Annotated in this window: 13 protein-coding genes; 10 read left to right on the top strand and 3 right to left on the bottom strand. The window is 68.8% G+C overall.

The features are described from left to right. Positions 1-8: 8 nt before the first annotated feature. Positions 9-1,190 (top strand): hypothetical protein, encoded by a 1,182-nt coding sequence (locus tag F8M74_RS03625; RefSeq protein ID WP_141253595.1) that lies wholly within the window; start codon positions 9-11, stop codon positions 1,188-1,190. Between the two features lie 281 nt (positions 1,191-1,471). Here F8M74_RS03625 and F8M74_RS37445 read toward each other — a convergent pair whose 3' ends face one another. Continuing rightward, positions 1,472-1,882, bottom strand: a complete 411-nt coding sequence (locus tag F8M74_RS37445) for a DUF6209 family protein (RefSeq protein ID WP_171410112.1) — start codon at positions 1,880-1,882, stop codon at positions 1,472-1,474. A 460-nt stretch (positions 1,883-2,342) separates the two neighbouring features. On the opposite strand from F8M74_RS37445, the gene cheB reads away from it, so the two are divergent. From cheB to F8M74_RS03660, 7 genes are all read left to right on the top strand, one after another. After that, a complete protein-coding gene (gene cheB / locus F8M74_RS03635; protein WP_011555116.1) occupies positions 2,343-3,401 on the top strand; it encodes a chemotaxis-specific protein-glutamate methyltransferase CheB in 1,059 nt (352 codons plus the stop codon). A gap of 6 nt (positions 3,402-3,407) precedes the next feature. After that, positions 3,408-4,730 carry a CheR family methyltransferase gene (locus F8M74_RS03640; RefSeq protein ID WP_141253594.1) on the top strand — a complete coding sequence of 441 codons (1,323 nt, stop codon included), beginning with the start codon at positions 3,408-3,410 and terminating at the stop codon, positions 4,728-4,730. 88 nt (positions 4,731-4,818) lie between these two features. Beyond that, positions 4,819-5,661 carry a tetratricopeptide repeat protein gene (locus tag F8M74_RS03645; RefSeq protein WP_171410113.1) on the top strand — a complete coding sequence of 281 codons (843 nt, stop codon included), beginning with the start codon at positions 4,819-4,821 and terminating at the stop codon, positions 5,659-5,661. Further along, entirely contained in the window at positions 5,658-5,792 is a 135-nt protein-coding gene (locus tag F8M74_RS38400; RefSeq protein WP_002634075.1) for a hypothetical protein, read from the top strand. Before F8M74_RS03645 ends, F8M74_RS38400 begins: the two co-directional genes overlap by 4 nt. 72 nt (positions 5,793-5,864) lie before the next feature. After that, positions 5,865-6,803 carry a 5'-nucleotidase gene (locus F8M74_RS03650; protein WP_141253592.1) on the top strand — a complete coding sequence of 313 codons (939 nt, stop codon included), beginning with the start codon at positions 5,865-5,867 and terminating at the stop codon, positions 6,801-6,803. A 111-nt stretch (positions 6,804-6,914) separates the two neighbouring features. Then, positions 6,915-7,136, top strand: a complete 222-nt coding sequence (gene rpmE, locus F8M74_RS03655; protein WP_140794272.1) for a 50S ribosomal protein L31 — start codon at positions 6,915-6,917, stop codon at positions 7,134-7,136. A gap of 220 nt (positions 7,137-7,356) precedes the next feature. After that, positions 7,357-8,241, top strand: coding sequence for a site-specific DNA-methyltransferase (locus F8M74_RS03660; protein ID WP_141253591.1), 885 nt, complete (start codon positions 7,357-7,359; stop codon positions 8,239-8,241). Between the two features lie 21 nt (positions 8,242-8,262). Here F8M74_RS03660 and F8M74_RS03665 read toward each other — a convergent pair whose 3' ends face one another. Beyond that, positions 8,263-10,017 (bottom strand): M1 family metallopeptidase, encoded by a 1,755-nt coding sequence (locus F8M74_RS03665; RefSeq protein ID WP_141253590.1) that lies wholly within the window; start codon positions 10,015-10,017, stop codon positions 8,263-8,265. A 127-nt stretch (positions 10,018-10,144) separates the two neighbouring features. On the opposite strand from F8M74_RS03665, the gene F8M74_RS03670 reads away from it, so the two are divergent. Then, positions 10,145-12,523, top strand: coding sequence for a 3-hydroxyacyl-CoA dehydrogenase/enoyl-CoA hydratase family protein (locus F8M74_RS03670; RefSeq protein ID WP_141253589.1), 2,379 nt, complete (start codon positions 10,145-10,147; stop codon positions 12,521-12,523). A gap of 79 nt (positions 12,524-12,602) precedes the next feature. After that, positions 12,603-13,775, top strand: a complete 1,173-nt coding sequence (locus F8M74_RS03675; RefSeq protein WP_026114036.1) for a thiolase family protein — start codon at positions 12,603-12,605, stop codon at positions 13,773-13,775. A 74-nt stretch (positions 13,776-13,849) separates the two neighbouring features. Here F8M74_RS03675 and F8M74_RS03680 read toward each other — a convergent pair whose 3' ends face one another. Beyond that, the gene (locus F8M74_RS03680) at positions 13,850-15,694 is read right to left on the bottom strand and encodes a DNA mismatch repair protein MutS (RefSeq protein ID WP_171410117.1); all 1,845 of its coding nucleotides are present in this window, start codon (positions 15,692-15,694) and stop codon (positions 13,850-13,852) included. Positions 15,695-15,739 lie beyond the last annotated feature (45 nt).

The following is a 15,739-nucleotide window of genomic DNA, read 5'->3' on the forward strand; positions in this document are numbered from 1 at the left end:
CCACGCCGATGGGTTACGACGTGAGGTGGGTTCGATACGACGACACGCTCCACACTGCGGCGTTCGTAAAGGCAGCCAGCCAGGAGGCAGAAGCGCGCGGAGGACTCGAAGTCGAGTTCAAACGCGGAGCCGGTGTGACCCGCTTGCTCGTCAAGTTGCCGCGCAGCTCACTCGAGGTGCAACCCGGTGAATCGGAACGGGCCTCGGACGAAGGGGAGCGCTGGGGCGAGATCCACTTCAGCGTCATCCCCTCTGCTCAGCGTGGTTTCGATGTCCTCCGACACTTTCCGGATGAGCGAGGTTACATCGCGCTCTCGCGCTCCGGAGACGCCGTGCTGATGCTGCGCGACGACGGAGTGGTGAGCCGGTGGGACGGCGTGGCCGTTCACGACGGGCCCCGCGTGTCCGAAGGATTCCTCGACGATCTCTGGTCTCCAGAGCCGGGGGTGGCGTGGGCCGTGGGGGACGAGACGTTTCACCTCGGTCCCAGCGGCTGGACGCGCGTGGAGACGGGGGCGGGCGTTCCGCTTCATCGGGTCTCTGGTCGCCATGCGCGAGACGTATGGGCAGTCGGAGAAGGGGTTGTCTTTCATTGGGATGGGGCTCAGTGGAGTCGAATCCCTTCGCCCGATTTCGGAGTGGGTTATGGCTTGTGGGTCGACGCCGAGGGGGTCTGGCTTACGGGCTCGGACGTGAAACTGCTTCGGCTCGAAGGCTCGCAAATGGTTCCGCTCGAGATTCCAGATGGCGCCGGCGCCGACCACTCCTGGTATGAGGCCATCTTCCGAAGTGGCGGCGAGCTCTGGCTTGCAGCGGAAGGCGAATGCGTTCGCTGGAACCGCGGCGGGGCCACGGTGCTCAGGACCGGCGTCGAGGGCCCCTCTGCCTTTGCAGGTACTTCCTCAGACGCGTTGGTCCTGGTGGGGACTTGCACCTCGGCCTGGTGGGACGGCGGCAGCTGGTCGCCAGTCGCATCGCTCACCGAACGGTACGTGGATGCGTGCGTTTACAGCGATGGTTCAATCCTCGCGTCGAATCCGGATGAAGGGCTCACGCGTCTGGTGCCCAGAGGCACGCACGCCGTGCTCTCTGTCAGCTCCGGCTTCAGTTCCAATCGCAACCTATGGCTTTCGATCGCTGAACTCGCCGCCGCGATTGCACGTCGCCTGAGCATGACGGTTCAACCTTAGGTCGACAGAGTTCCGACCGTCCGCGCGCCCTCCCGGTTTTCGCTGCACTTGCAGTCTCCATGGGGTACACGCCGGCCCTGGCCACGCTCCCATGAGGTGCGCGGCTGGGGCCTCGCGCATAGAGGCTCAGCGGGTGAAGACGCGCGAAGTGGCATGGCGCGACCACACGACGCGTGTGTTCGCGATGCCATCCCCGAGCGTCGTGCAGGGCACGAAGAAGAGCGTCGTCAGCCCGTCCACTCAAGCAGGTGGCGCTCACTTCGCGACCCAGCAGGTGCCGCTCACTCCACGGCGAAGTGATAGTTGGAGCCGTAGCTGCTGTCGTAGCTCACGCAGGAGCTGCGGTCCGTGTTGCGGAACCACATCTCCAGGTGGCGGGCGCCGGCCGGAGCGGTGATGGCCGTCGGCGCGGACCTGCCGGAGCCGGTGACGACCGTCTCCTGGATGGGGCCGTTGTCGAAGCGGCACTGCGCGACCATCGCCCAGGCCGGGCCGTTGTATGTCGCGCGACACTCGGGCAGGTGGCTGATGTCGTCGTTGACGACCACTTGTTCGCCCACGGGAATCAGCTCCACCGACGGCGTCTCGTTCCAATCGCCATCGAAGGTGATGGAGGTGGGGGTGGTCTGCGCCGCGGCCGTGGAGGCCATCGGCACCAGCGGGAGGAGGGAGGGAAGAAATCGCCGGACCAAGACGCGCTCCTTTCGGGCGGCGGAGGGAGCGGACGGCGGTATCCCGCTCCCGCGCATCAGGTCAACGACCTCCCCGCTCATGTGTATAGAGTGGGCGAAGCCACATTGAGGGTGCGAACCGGAGCGGAGGCAGGCCGCTGACAGAGGGCTGATCGAGCAGTGGGCCCGGCCGGCGGAGAGGCTTCGTATCCCCCTGGGTACATGCCAGCCCTGTCCACGCGCCCAGGAGGTGCGCGGCAGGGGCCTGGCTCTCTTGGCTGTGGCGGCCTGAAGGGGCACCCCGTCCATTCGAGGCCCCCGGTGGTCATCCTCACTACCCGTGGGGGGAGGATGACCGGCGGCGGGGGGCGCCGGCTACATCACCCAGGGCGACCTGGTGGACGTGGTGCGGCGACTACTGGGCTGACAAGCCCCTGCATTGGCTATACTCCCGGGCTCGCGCACGGGGTATGGACAGGGCATGGGCAAGAAAGTGTCGGTGCTGGTGGTCGATGACTCCCTCATCTGCCGACAGCTCATCTGCGAGGCGCTGAGCAAGGACCCCGATATCGAAGTCGTGGGCACCTGCGCGGACGGCAAGCAGGCCGTGGAGATGACCAAGGAGCTGCGTCCCCACGTCATCACCATGGACGTGGACATGCCCGTCATGGACGGGCTCACGGCCACCGAGCACATCATGGCCGAGTGCCCCACGCCCATTCTGGTGCTCACGGCGGACCCGCGCTCACAGGCGCCGGAGCTGACCTACCGCGCGCTGGAGCTGGGCGCGCTCGCCCTGCAAATCAAGCCCGCAATCGACGCCGGGCCGGACGCGTGGAACCTGGTTCGCGAAATCCGGCTGCTGTCCTCGGTGCGCGTCATCCGCCACCTGCGCCGGCCCCAGCGCGGCCCGCTGCTGCCGCCTCGGGTGGCTACGTCGGTGCTGCCAGCGGTGTCCATGGGCGTGGTGGTGGTGGCGGCGAGCACGGGCGGGCCCCAGGTGCTCTTCAAGATGCTGTCGGAGCTGCCCGCGGACTTCCCGGCGCCCATCGTCATCGTCCAGCACATCAACGCCGCCTTCGCGGAGTCCCTGGCGGGGTGGCTGGCCGGGGCCAGCAAGTTGAAGGTGCGGCTGGCGCAGGACGGAGAGCCGCTGATGCCGGGGCATGTCCTCATCGCTCCGCCGGGGCAGCACACCGTCATCCCCTTCCGGGGACGCGTGGGGATCAAGCTGGGCGTGGAGCGGGATGGGCACATGCCGTCCGGTACGGTGCTGCTGGAGAGCGCCGCCCGCACCTATGGCCGGCGCGCGGTGGGCCTGGTGCTGACGGGCATGGGCGCGGATGGCGCGGATGGCCTGCTGGCCATCAAGCAGGCGGGCGGACTGGCGGTGGCGCAGAACGAGGAGTCCTGCGTGGTGTTCGGCATGCCGGGCGCGGCGGTGGAGCGCAAGGCGGTGGACCACCTCATCCACGGTGACGAAGTCGCGGCGACGTTGGTGCGACTGGCGCGGGGAGAGTCCCTCTCGGTGGGGCGCTGAGCCCGGGTGGCTGACGGCGCGCCATGGTCCGGAGTGCGCGCCTTCCTGTCGGCGCGGACGGGGATGGCCCTGAGTGGCCCTCAGGTCCGCCGGCTGGATGAGCGGCTGGCGGCGCGCAGCCAGGGCCTCACGCCGCACCAGTATCTGATGTTCCTCCAGTCCCCGTCGGGCGTGACGGACCTGGAGGACCTCATCGCCGCGGTGGTGGTGAACAAAACGGACCTCTTCCGCGACGAGGTGCAGCTCGCCGCGTTTCGAGCGCAGGTCCTCACCCCACTGGTGGCGAGGAGTCGGCGGCCCCTGCGCGTCTGGAGCGCGGGCTGCGCCACGGGCGAGGAGGTGGCCACGCTGCTCGTCCTGCTCGCGGAGGCAGGGGCCGACCCGGACAGCACGGTGTTGGGGACGGACATCGCCGGGGACCCCCTGCGCCGGGCGCGGTGGCTGGCCTACGGCCGGGAGCAACTGCGCCGCGTCCCACCGGAGCTGCGCTCGCGGTACTTCGTCCGGTCCGGCGCGAAAGAAGCCCTGACGCCCGCTCTGCGGGAGCGCGCGAGCTTCCAGTGCCACAACCTGATGGAGTCGCCGTATCCGGTGGCGCCCGGCGGAGGCGGCTTCGACGTCATCTTCTGCCGCAACGTCCTCATCTACTTCACCGCGGACGCTTTCCAGCGCACCGTGGAGGCGCTCGCGGGGAGCCTGGCGCCCGGCGGCGCTCTGGTGTTGTCCGCGTCCGAGCCGCTGCTCCGGGTGCCGCCAACGCTCCGTGTGCGGCGCGGCGAGCAGGCCTTCTTCTACGTCCGGCCGGAGGAAGGGGAGTCCGAGGCGCCGCCAGCCCCGCTCTCCTGGAACGGCGCTGCGTCACCTTCAAGGAAGCGTGGCACGACCCTGCCCCCAGGCCGAGTCCCTGCGCGCGCACGCACCGAGGCTCACCATGGGTTTTCTATCCCGGCTCCCCTGAAAGTGGGGGGAGCCCGGGGGCCCGTGGCTACCGCGCCCGAGCCCAGCCCGGAGGACTGCGCGGAAGCGGACCTCCTCTTCGCCTGCGTGCTGGATGGCGCCGCCTCGGGGGTCTCCGACGCCGTGGCGGAGCGGGACCTGCGTCGCTGCCTGACGCTGGACCCGGACCACGCCGCCGCCCGGTACCTGCTCGGGCTGCTCTTGGAGCAGTGCCGGCGCACCGCCGAGGCTACCGCCGAGTACCGCCGGGCCCTCCAGGCCCTGGAGTCGGGCCGCTCGCGCCCCGTGGCCTTCTTCCTCAACCCCGACCGCCTCCGGGTGGCCTGCGCGCATGCTGCCGAGCGGCTGGAGTTTTCCATCCAGAAGCGGTGACCAGCCAGCCGGGCAAGCCTTGGCGGGAGCCCCAACTGGACGAGAGAAGTCCGGACGGGCAGGGCGTTTGCGCCTAAGATGGCGCCCGATGCGAAGCTTGGCGCTGATATCCCTGCTGGCCCTCCCTGGTTGCTTCTATCCCGCTGACCGCGGCCGCGCCCTCGAGGCGAAGGTCGACCGGCTCGGCACCGACTCCGCCCAGATTCAGACGGAACTGAAGGAGACGCGCGAGCAGCTCGCCGCCACGCTCCCGAAAATCGACGAGAAGGTCGCGGAGGTCACCAAGGCCCTCAAGGGACTGGACACCGCGGCGCGCCGCAAGGACGCGGACATCGGCGTGCAGTTCCAGAAGACGGTCGAGGACCTCGCCCAGCTTCGTGGCCAGGTGGAGACGTACCTCCACAAAATCACCGAGCTGGAGACGGCGCTGGCCGCGCAGGACCAGAAGCTGGTCGCCATGCAGGGCGAGGCGGCGCTGAAGGAGGCCGAGGCGAAGAAGAAGGCCGAGGAGCTCAAGCGCCCCACGGACAAGAAGGAGTTCCTGGCGCTCGCCAAGGCGAAGGCCAAGGCCGGCGACGTGCTGCTGGCGCGCCAGCTCTACAACGAGTTCATGAAGAAGTGGGCCAAGGACCCGCTGGTGGGGGACGCCCACTTCGGCCTCGGTGAGACGTACTTCTCCGAGTCCAAGTGCCGCGAGGCCCTCTTCGAGTACGGCAAGGTGCTGCAGGACTTCCCGAAGGCGGAGTCCGCGCCGGAGTCGTACCTGCGCTCGTCGGACTGCTTCGCCCAGCTGAAGATGAAGGAGGAGTCGCGGCTGGCGCTGGAGGAACTCATCAAGAGCTACCCGAAGTCCGCCGAGGCGAAGACGGCCAAGGAGCGCATCGCCGAGCTGGACAAGAAGGCGGCGCCCGCCAAGAAGGGCAAGAAGTGAGCCCGCGTCCGGTGAAGCTGGCCGCGCTGGCGCTGCTGCTCCTGCTGCCCCTGGTGGCGGGCGCGGCGCCCAAGCAGCTCGTCCTCCTCTTCACCGGAGACAATGGGGGCGAAGTCGCCCCCTGTGGTTGAAGGCACAACCCATCTGGCGGTCTGGCCAGACGAAAAGTCGCGATTGAGAAGGAGCGCAAGCAGGGCACGCCCGTGCTGGTGCTGGACGCCGGCAATGCGCTCTTCAAGAGCCGGGACAGCGCGCAGGCCCCGGATGCCCGGGCGCGCGCGGAGCTCGTGCTGTCGCAGATGGACGCGCAGGGCACCGCGGCCATGGCCGTGGGCGCGCGCGACCTCGGGTTCGGCGTGGGCTTTCTCCGGAAGCAGACGCGGCAGGCGAAGCTGAAGCTCCTGTCGGCGAACCTCGCGGACGCGCAGGGCAAGTTGCTGTTCCCCGCCTCGCTAGTGACGACGGTGGGCGGCGTGAAGGTGGGCGTGGTGGGCGTCTCTCCCGCCATGGCGAAACCCATGCCGGTGGGGCTGGCCGTTCCGGGTCAGGCCCAGGAGCAGGTGCAGGGCCTGCCGGTGCAGCCCGCCGTGGCCGCCGAGACGAAGCGCCTGCGTGAGAAATCGAAGGTGGACCTGGTGGTGGTGCTCGCGGCGGTGCCCCACGCGGAGGCGCTACAGCTGGCCGACCAGGTGGAGGGCGTGGACTTCGTGGTGCAGTCCCACGAGGGCCGGGGGCAGGGCATCGCCCAGCGGCAGGCCCTGGCCACGGTGATTCCCTCCGGGGCTCGGGGCCGCGAGCTGGCGAAGCTGGTGCTCCAGTTGGAGGGGACGGGCCGCTTCGCCGACGCCTCCCTGCAGGAGCGCACGCGGCAGCAACTGCGCCTGCTCGAAGGCAACCTCACCCGGGCGAAGGCGCGGCTCGCGGGGACCCAGGACCCGGCGGAGAAGCGGCCCCTGGAGGCGACGATTGCCCGCCTGGAAGCCTCGCGGGCGGCCTACCAGAAGGAGCTGGCCGGCGGCGCAACGGACGCCGGGCGCACGCATCTGTTGTCGTACATCCAGCTTGGCAGTGACGTCCCGGCGGATCCGGTCGTCCAGAAATGGGTGGAACGCGTCGAGCCCCCCGGCTCGGCGGCCCATTGAGCCGTGCTGGCCTTGTGAAGCGGTCCAAGCGCCATTATAAGCGCCGACCATCCCTCAGCGCCGGACCTCCCACCCGTCAGCGGGTGGGGGCAAGGCATACTGGAGCGTGCCATGAAGTCTGAAATCCATCCCGTCTACCCGCCGTCCCGCGTGACCTGCATGTGCGGCAACGTCGTGGAGACGAAGTCCACCCGCGGCTCGTTCTCGGTGGAAATCTGCTCGAACTGCCACCCCTTCTTCACGGGCAAGTACAAGCTCGTGGACACGGCCGGCCGCATCGACCGCTTCCGCAAGAAGTACGGCGCGTCGCCGACCTCCGCCAAGAAGGCGTAGGCCGCGGGGGCCACACTCGGGCCCCGCCACAGTCCAGGCAGTACCCGTCGAGCAGGGTGTCGGAGGGCCTCCACGAGAGGCGCTCCCGCCCTGCTCGCGGCGCTTCTACGGCCTGAATCACCCGTCAAGTTTCAGGGTGCTACAGGCCAGAAATTAGACGTAGCACCGAAGCGACCGCACAGTCCGCCGCGTCCACGACGAAGAGTCCGACGGAGGCGAGATGTCCGCGCATGCTGCAGCAGCCCCTTCCCTGAAAGTCGTCCGCCGTTCGCTCAACGAGAGCGTCTACGCGAAAGGGGAGGCCTATACGCTGCTGCACGGCGACAGCCTGGAGCTGATGTCGCAGTTCGAGCCCCAGACGTTCGACATGATTTTCGCCGACCCGCCGTACTTCCTCTCCAACGGCGGCTTCACCTGCAAGGGCGGCAAGCGCGCCTCGGTGGCCAAGGGCGGCTGGGACGTGTCGCGCGGCGTGGAGGAGGACCACAAGTTCACCACTGAGTGGCTCGCGGCCTGCCAGCGCTTGCTCAAGCCCACCGGCACGTTGTGGGTGAGCGGCACCCAGCACGTCATCTTCAACGTCGGCTTCGCGATGCAGAAGCTCGGCTACAAGCTGCTCAACACCGTCACCTGGTTCAAGCCCAACGCGAGCCCCAACCTGGCGTGCCGCTACTTCACGCACTCCACGGAGCTGCTCATCTGGGCCTCGCCGAAGTCCGGCGGCAAGCTGCAGCACACGTTCAACTACGCGCGCATGAAGGCGGAGAACGGCGGCAAGCAGATGCGCGACGCGTGGGTGCTGCCGCCCTCCGGTGACGCCGAGCTGACCGCGGACGGCGAGGGCCGGCTGTGGACGCTCACCGTCCCGCGCGGTGGCGAGGAGAAGGCCTTCGGCAGCCACCCCACGCAGAAGCCGGTGGCGCTGCTGGAGCGCATCCTGGAGGCGAGCTGCCCCCCGGACGCGCTGGTGCTGGACCCCTTCAACGGCAGCGGCACCTCGGGTGTGGCGGCCCTCAAGCTGGGCCACCGTTACGTGGGCATCGACATGGACGAGAAGTACCTCGCCCTGTCGGAGAAGCGCCTGAACGCGGCGGCCTCGAAGTAGTCCCGTCCTGCTCGCGCGTCCTCAGGCGCGCGAAAGGATGAGCTCCACGCCCTGACGGGCGATGGGGTGGTAGCGCTCCCCGTGCCTCTTGAAGAGCTCGCGCGCCAGACTCCGGTGCGCGTGCGACGCGGAGAGCACCCCGTACAGCGGCTTGAGGTACTTCATCCGGCCCACCTCGCCGAGGAACGTCTCGGTGCGAGCCACGGCCGGCTCCCAGCCCGCGCGCAGCGCCGACACCAGCCACGCCACCAGCACCTCCGAGTTGCGGCTCTGGGTGAGGCTGAAGCGCGCGTCGAGCTGCTGGAAGACGTCTCGCGGCGTCTCCTGGGGCAGTGACTCCAGGTAGAGCTGCCACTCGGCCGGCGTCCAATCCTTCGCCTGCTCCGGCGTGGGCACCTTGCCTCGGAGCGCGTCCATGGTTTCCAGCCGCAGCGAGCGCGGTGACGGCGCCCCCGGGGGCACGCCGGGCCGGTGCAGGTACGCCTCCGCGTCCACCTTCGTCAGCACCCCGGGCAGCTCCTTCTCCGCGAAGGCGACGAACTCCTCGGTGGTGAGCGCGCGGAAGCGGTAGGTGGCCAGGTAGCGGCGGAGGAACTCGTCGAAGGCGGGCCGCCCGGCCGCGTCCTCCATGGCGCGCAGCAGCAGGTAGCCCTTCTCGTAGGGAATCTGGGAGAAGGCCTCGTCCGGGTCCACGCCGGCCAGGTGGGTGCGCAGCGACGTCAGCTGGGGGTGCGCGCGGAAGTGCTGCAGCGCGGAGTCCAGCGCGCGGCGGCCCAGCGCGCCGTGCAGCGCCGACACTTCCGGACCGGCCAGGGCCTCCAGGATGCGGCGCTCGGCGAAGACGGTGAAGCCTTCGTTGAGCCAGAAGTGCTCCGCGGAGGCGTTCGTCACCAGGTTGCCCGTCCACGAGTGCGCCAGCTCGTGCGCCACCACGTTGACCAGGCTCTTGTCTCCGGTGATGAGCGTGGGCGTGAGGAACGTCAGGCGTGGGTTCTCCATGCCGCCGTAGGGGAACGAGGGCGGCATGGTGAGCAGGTCGAACCGCTCCCAGTCATAGGGCCCGAAGAGCGACTCGGCGGCGCGCAGCATGTCGTCCACGCCGGAGAACTCCTCCGCCGCGTCCTCCAGCAGCTCCGGCTCCGCCCACACGCGCGAGCGCGGCCCCAGCTCCTTCGGCGCCAGGCTGCCCACCGCGAAGGCCAGCAGGTACGGCGGCACCGGCTGGGGCATCTCGTAGTGCTCCTCCGCCTCCACGCCGTGCTCCTCGCGCCGCAGGAAGCTGGCGGCCATGACGGCCTTGAGCGCCTTGGGGATCCGCAGCGACGCGGTGTAGCGGATGCGGATGCGCGGCGTGTCCTGGAGCGGCACCACGCTTCGGGCGTGGATGGCCTGGCACTGGCTATAGAGGAAGGGGTGGTGCCCCCCGGCTGTCTGGGAGGGCGTCAGCCACTGGAGCGCGCTGGCGTGCGGCGCCGTGCGGTAGCGCACGGTGAATTGCCGCAGCCCCACCGGCAGCTCGATGCGCAGCCGGCTGCCCAGAATCGGCTCGGAAGGGGAGAGGATGTAGGGCAAGGGGCGACCCGCGGCGTCGACGACGTCTCGGATTTCCAAATCCCGGGTATCCAGGTCCAGCGGCCCGGCCGAGGCTTCCTTGAGGGTGTGGGTGACCTCCGCGTGCAGCCGCTGCGTCTTGAAATCGACGCGGGCCCTCCAGTCCAGGGTTTCCGTCTCAGGCTGCGTGCTGTCGTTGTACGAGTGCGGGTCGAGGCGAGCCATGGAGGGCCGGTATCTAGTCGGCTTGTCCTCTGGTGGCGAGTGTCCTGGCCGTCCGAACCGATTGACTTTCGGGTCAATCGCCTACATTTGTGCAATCCCCTCCTTCCCAACAGGGAGCCTTTTCCACATGACGACGCGGATCCGCAAAGTGGCTGTGCTGGGCGCCGGAGTAATGGGCAGCGGCATCGCCGCGCACCTGGCCAACTCGGGCGTGCGTGCGCTCCTCCTGGACATCGTTCCGCCCAAGGCCGCGCCGGGCGAGGACACCTCCTCGAAGGCGTTTCGCAACAAGTTCGCCCAGGGCGCGCTGGCCAACCTGCGCAAGCAGAAGCCGAGCCCCATCGTCTCCGGTGAGGTCTTCACCAACATCGAGGTAGGCAACTTCGAGGACGACCTGCACCGCATCGCCGAGTGCGACTGGGTGGTGGAGGTGGTGAAGGAGGACCTGAAGATCAAGCAGGACCTGTTCGCCAAGGTGGAGAAGCTCATCCGCCCGGGCACCATCGTGTCGTCCAACACCTCCGGCATGTCGATTGTGGGGATGACCGAGGGCCGCGGCGCGGAGTTCAAGAAGAACTTCCTCGTCACGCACTTCTTCAACCCCGTCCGCTACATGAAGCTGCTGGAGCTGGTGGCCGGCAAGGAGACTGCCCCGGAGGTGCTCAAGACGCTGCACCGCTTTGGCGAAGAGGTGCTGGGCAAGGGCATCGTCTACGGCAAGGACACCACCAACTTCATCGCGAACCGCATTGGCGTGTACGGGATGATGCGGACCATCGCCGCCATGGACAAGGCGGAGCTATCCATCGAAGAGGTGGACAAGATTTTCGGCCCGGCCATGGGCCGTCCCAAGTCCGCCGTCTTCCGCACCGCGGACATCGTGGGCCTGGACACGTTCACCCACGTGGCGAAGAACTGTTACGACACGCTGACGCACGACGAAGAGCGTGACGTGTTCGCCAGCCCCGCCTTCCTCCAGAAGATGGTGGAGAAGGGCATGCTGGGCGACAAGAGCGGCGGCGGCTTCTACAAGAAGCAGGGCAAGGACATCCTCGCGCTCGACCTGAAGACGCTGGAGTACCGGCCGCAGGCGAAGGTGCGCTACGAGTCGCTGGGCGCCGCGCGGGACATCGAGGACGTGCGCGAGCGCGTGGCCTCGGTGATGAACGCCGAGGACAAGGCGGCGAAGTTCGCCGAGGGCGTCACCCTGGACGTGCTGGCCTACACCAGCCGCCGCATCCCGGAGATCGCCGACGACGTGGTCAACGTGGACCGCGGCGTGCGCTGGGGCTTCGGTTGGGATTTGGGGCCCTTCGAGGTCTGGGACGCCTACGGCGTGAAGAAGGGCGTGGAGCGGATGAAGGCCCTGGGCCTGAAGCCGGCCGCGTGGGTGGAGGAGATGCTGGCCGCGGGCCGCGCGTCCTTCTACGGCGTGGAGAACGGCAAGGACACGTACTGGGACATCCCCACGAAGTCCGTGAAGGTGGTGCCGGAGAACGCCCGCACGCAGCGCGTGGAGTACCTCAAGCGCGGCAACAAGAAGATCGCCGGCAACGACGGGGCCACGCTGTGGGACATGGGCGACGGCGCGACGCTGCTCGAGTTCCACACGAAGATGAACTCCATCGATGACCAGATCATCGAGATGATGAACACCGCGCTGGACGAGACAGAGAAGAACCACAAGGGCCTCGTCATCGGTAACGACGGCTCCAACTTCTCCGCAGGCGCGAACATCGTGGCGCTGCTGTGGGCGGCCAAGAGCGGCGAGTTCGAGTCCATCCGCAAGCTGGTGACGGGCTTCCAGGCAGTCAATCAGCGCATGCGCTACAGCCCGGTGCCGGTGGTGACGGCGCCCTTCAACCTCACGCTCGGCGGCGGCGCCGAGGTGACGATGGGCGGCAACGCCATCCAGGCCAGCGCCGAGCTGTACATGGGCCTGGTGGAAGTGGGCGTGGGCCTCATCCCGGGCGGCGGCGGCAACATGCAGCTGCTGCGCAACGTGTACGGCCCGTTCGGCACGGACAAGGACTTCGACTTCTTCCCCTTCCTGAAGAAGATCTTCCTCACCATCGGCATGGCGAAGGTCGCCACCAGCGCCGAGGAGGCCCGTGAGGCGGGCTTCCTGACGCAGGCGGATGGCATCAGCGCCAACCGGGACTTCCTGTTGTCCGACGCGAAGGCCCGCGTGCTGGGCATGGCGGACGCCGGCTTCAAGGCGCCCCGTCCCACGCGCTTCCGCCTGCCGGGCACCAGCGGCGCGGCCACCATCGACATGATGCTCTACGACATGGAGCTCAACGGCCAGGTGAGCGCGCACGACCGGAAGATCGCCCAGAAGCTGGCGAAGGTGCTGACGGGTGGCAACACCAGCCCGTCGCTGCTCGTGACGGAAGAGCGCTTGCTGGAGCTGGAGGCGGAGGCCTTCCTGAGCCTGTGCGGCGAGGAGAAGACCCAGGACCGCCTGCAGCACATGATCGAGAAGGGCAAGCCGCTGCGGAACTGACGGCCGGCCAGTATCCATAGGCTACTGAACCTGAGATTCGCTGAATGCCCGGGTGCCCCCCGGGCAAGGAGACATCAAAATGGCTGGTCGAGTCGTGATTGCCAGCGCGGTCCGCACGCCCTTCACCCGCGCGCACAAGGGAGAGTTCAAGGACACCCGGCCGGATACCCTGGCCGCTGTCGCCATCAAGGAGGCCGTTGCCCAGGTCCCTGGCCTGAAGCCGGAGGACATCGGTGACGTCGTCCTGGGCTGTGCCATGCCGGAGGCCGAGCAGGGCATGAACGTGGCCCGCGTGGCCACGCTGCTGGCGGGCCTGCCCGTCACGGTGCCCGCGATGACCATCAACCGGTTCTGTTCCTCCGGTTCGCAGGCCATCGCCCAGGTGGCCCAGGCCATCCAGGCGGGGATGTACGACGTGGGCATCGGCGGTGGCACCGAGTCCATGACGATGGTCCCCATGGGCGGCAACAAGGCGAGCGCCAACCCCGAGGCCATGGAGCGTCTGCCGGAGATCTACACCTCCATGGGCGCCACGGCGGAGAACATCGCGTCGCGCTACGGCGTGTCGCGTGAGGACTCGGACAAGTTCGCCGCCGAGAGCCAGCGCCGTGCCGCCACCGCGCGCGAGCAGGGCAAGTTCAAGGAGGAGATCGTCCCCGTCACCACGACGTACTACGACGACGACGGCGTGGCGCAGAACGTCACCGTCACGGTGGACACCATCCTCCGCCCGGAGACCACGCAGGAGGGCCTGGCCAAGCTGCGCCCGGCCTTCAACCCCAAGGGCGTGGTGACGGCCGGTAACGCGTCGCCGCTGACGGACGGCGCCGCCGCCGCGGTGGTGATGAGCGAGGCCAAGGCGAAGGAGCTGGGCGTCAAGCCGCTGGGCTACTTCATCGACGCCGCGGTGGCGGGCGTGCCCCCGGAAATCATGGGCATCGGCCCGGTTCCCGCGGTCCGCAAGCTGCTGGAGAAGAACAAGCTCAAGGTCGAGGACATCGACGTCTTCGAGCTGAACGAGGCCTTCGGGGCGCAGGCGCTGTACTGCGTGCGTGAGCTGGGCATCCCCGCCGACAAGGTGAACCCCAACGGCGGCGCCATCGCCCTGGGTCACCCGCTGGGCGTCTCCGGCGCGCGCATGGTGGCCACCATCCTGCGCGAGCTGAAGCGCCGCAACGGCCGCTACGGCGTCGTCTCCATGTGTATCGGCGGCGGCATGGGCTTCGCCGCCCTCATCGAGGCGCCCAAGTAGTCACCGCTTCGACGTGAGCCACTGATTCAAGCGCGGGCCTCGGGGGAAACCCCGGGGCCCGTGTCGTTTCGGGCTCAGCGCGCCGTCGCGGCTTCGTCCGGGTCGTTCACCGGTACGCCGGCCAGGCGCAGCACGCGAAGGGCGTTGGTGGTGTCCACCACGCCCTGGCGCAGCTTGTAGTCGAACATCATCTTCCCGGCCTCCAGGTGGTCCCGGAAGTGGACGTTGACGACATGTGCGCCCGGCTCGTCCGCGAGCACCGCCAGGGACAAGTCGTGCGTCGTCACCGCGCCAATGGCGCCGGTGCCCAGCAGCAGGCGCAGCACCTCGCGCGAGGCAATCTGCCGCTCGCGGGTGTTCGTCCCCAGGAGGATTTCGTCCAGGAGGAACAGCACCTGCCCGCGCGCGGCCTGCGCCGCGTCCAGCACTGCCTTGATGCGTTGCACCTCCGCGTAGAAGTAGGAGACGCCGCGCTCCAGCGAGTCCTTCACCCGCATGCTGGTGAGCGTCTGGAGCGGTGTCAGGCGGAAGTGCTTCGCGCTCACCGGCGCGCCGGCCAAAGCCAGCACCACGTTGGCGCCCACCGCGCGCATCAGCGTCGTCTTGCCGCTCATGTTGGAGCCGGTGATGAGCAGCGCGTGCCGGGGGCCGGGCAGGGACACGTCGTTGGGCACCGGCGCGTCCAGCAGCGGGTGGCCCAGCGCCGTCGCCTCCACACAGGGGCCATGGGGCGCCAGGACGGGCCAGGTGAAGTCCGGTCGGTCATGGGCGAGGCCCGCGACGCAAGACAGGGCTTCCAGCTCGGCCAGGGCCTCGAACCACTGGCGCAGCTGCTTGCCGTGGGCCTCGCGCCAGCGCTCCAGCGCGAAGTGCGCGTGGATGTCCCAGAGCGTGAGCCAGTGAATCAGCGGGTGGAACTGGTGGCGCTTGAACTCGATGAAGGAGAACAGCCGGCTGAAGCGCTTGAAGTGCTCGGACACCGGCGGCTGGCCGGGCTGCTGGAGGCCGGACTGGAGTGTCTTCAGGCGAGGGTGCTCGAAGCGCTGGGCCTCCACGCGCTCGAAGATGGGGGCGTAGCGCACGAAGCCGCGCTCACCCACCTCCACGCCTTCGTCCATGACCTTCAGCGGGCGGCGGGTGATGACGGCCACGCCCAGTTGCGCGGCCAGGCCCACCCAGAAGGCCGACTCCGGCAGCACCTCGAACTTGCCCAGGACGTAGACGGCCAGCGTCACCAGGGGCAGCACCACCGCCACCGGTCGGGCCCAGCGGATGCCGTTGAGCTGTGGACCCAACTCCGCCCACTGGATGAACAGCGCCGGGTCCGCCTTCTCGCGCGAGGCGTCCCGCGCGTCCACGCAGAGGTCCTGGCGGAAGTCCAGGTTGGGCGCCAGCTCGCGCGCGGCGCCCTGTCTGGCTTCGACCTCCTGGGCGGACGCGGGGGCGGAGAGCCACGCCGCCAACTGTTCTTCTCCAGCGCGCGTGGCCGTCTCGTTGAGGAGTTGGAAGAGGCTGCCCTGTCCGAAGACGTCCAGGTCCGGGGTGTACAGGTGACTGGGGGACAGGAAGCGTTCACCGCGCTCGGTGAAGTCGTGCCAGCCGGGCCCCAGCCGCGCCAGTCCGCGTTCGTTGAGCGTCACGTACAGCTTCGCCCGGGCCTCGCGGCGGAAGACCTGATGGTGGAGGACGGCGAGCACGCCGTAGAGCACCAGCGCGGCGGCGCTGGCCCACCACCACACCTTGGGCAGACGCCCCGCCAGCACGAAGCCCGCGACGCCGGCCGCGGCCAGGAAGGCGAGTGTTCGTAAGTTGGCGTAGCGGGCGCTCACGCGGTCCAGCGCGGTCAGCTCCGCCTGCGCGGCGGCACGGCGCTCGGTGTACGTACGATGCGGGGATGGGGGCTCGGCGGTGGCGGACACGATGGGCACGCATGCTGCGGTCGCGCGGCGTCCAGGGCAAGCGGC

Origin of the sequence: Myxococcus sp. CA023 (genome assembly GCF_010998615.1) — a bacterium.
Classification (GTDB): domain Bacteria; phylum Myxococcota; class Myxococcia; order Myxococcales; family Myxococcaceae; genus Myxococcus.

Excerpts from the sequence above, each read along its gene's own strand:
- F8M74_RS03625 (WP_141253595.1), top strand. The coding sequence starts at position 9 with ATGGGTTACGACGTGAGGTGGGTTCGATACGACGACACGCTCCACACT.
- cheB (WP_011555116.1), top strand. The coding sequence starts at position 2,343 with ATGGGCAAGAAAGTGTCGGTGCTGGTGGTCGATGACTCCCTCATCTGC.
- F8M74_RS03645 (WP_171410113.1), top strand. The coding sequence starts at position 4,819 with ATGCGAAGCTTGGCGCTGATATCCCTGCTGGCCCTCCCTGGTTGCTTC.
- rpmE (WP_140794272.1), top strand. The coding sequence starts at position 6,915 with ATGAAGTCTGAAATCCATCCCGTCTACCCGCCGTCCCGCGTGACCTGC.
- F8M74_RS03660 (WP_141253591.1), top strand. The coding sequence starts at position 7,357 with ATGTCCGCGCATGCTGCAGCAGCCCCTTCCCTGAAAGTCGTCCGCCGT.
- F8M74_RS03665 (WP_141253590.1), bottom strand. The coding sequence starts at position 10,017 with ATGGCTCGCCTCGACCCGCACTCGTACAACGACAGCACGCAGCCTGAG.
- F8M74_RS03670 (WP_141253589.1), top strand. The coding sequence starts at position 10,145 with ATGACGACGCGGATCCGCAAAGTGGCTGTGCTGGGCGCCGGAGTAATG.
- F8M74_RS03675 (WP_026114036.1), top strand. The coding sequence starts at position 12,603 with ATGGCTGGTCGAGTCGTGATTGCCAGCGCGGTCCGCACGCCCTTCACC.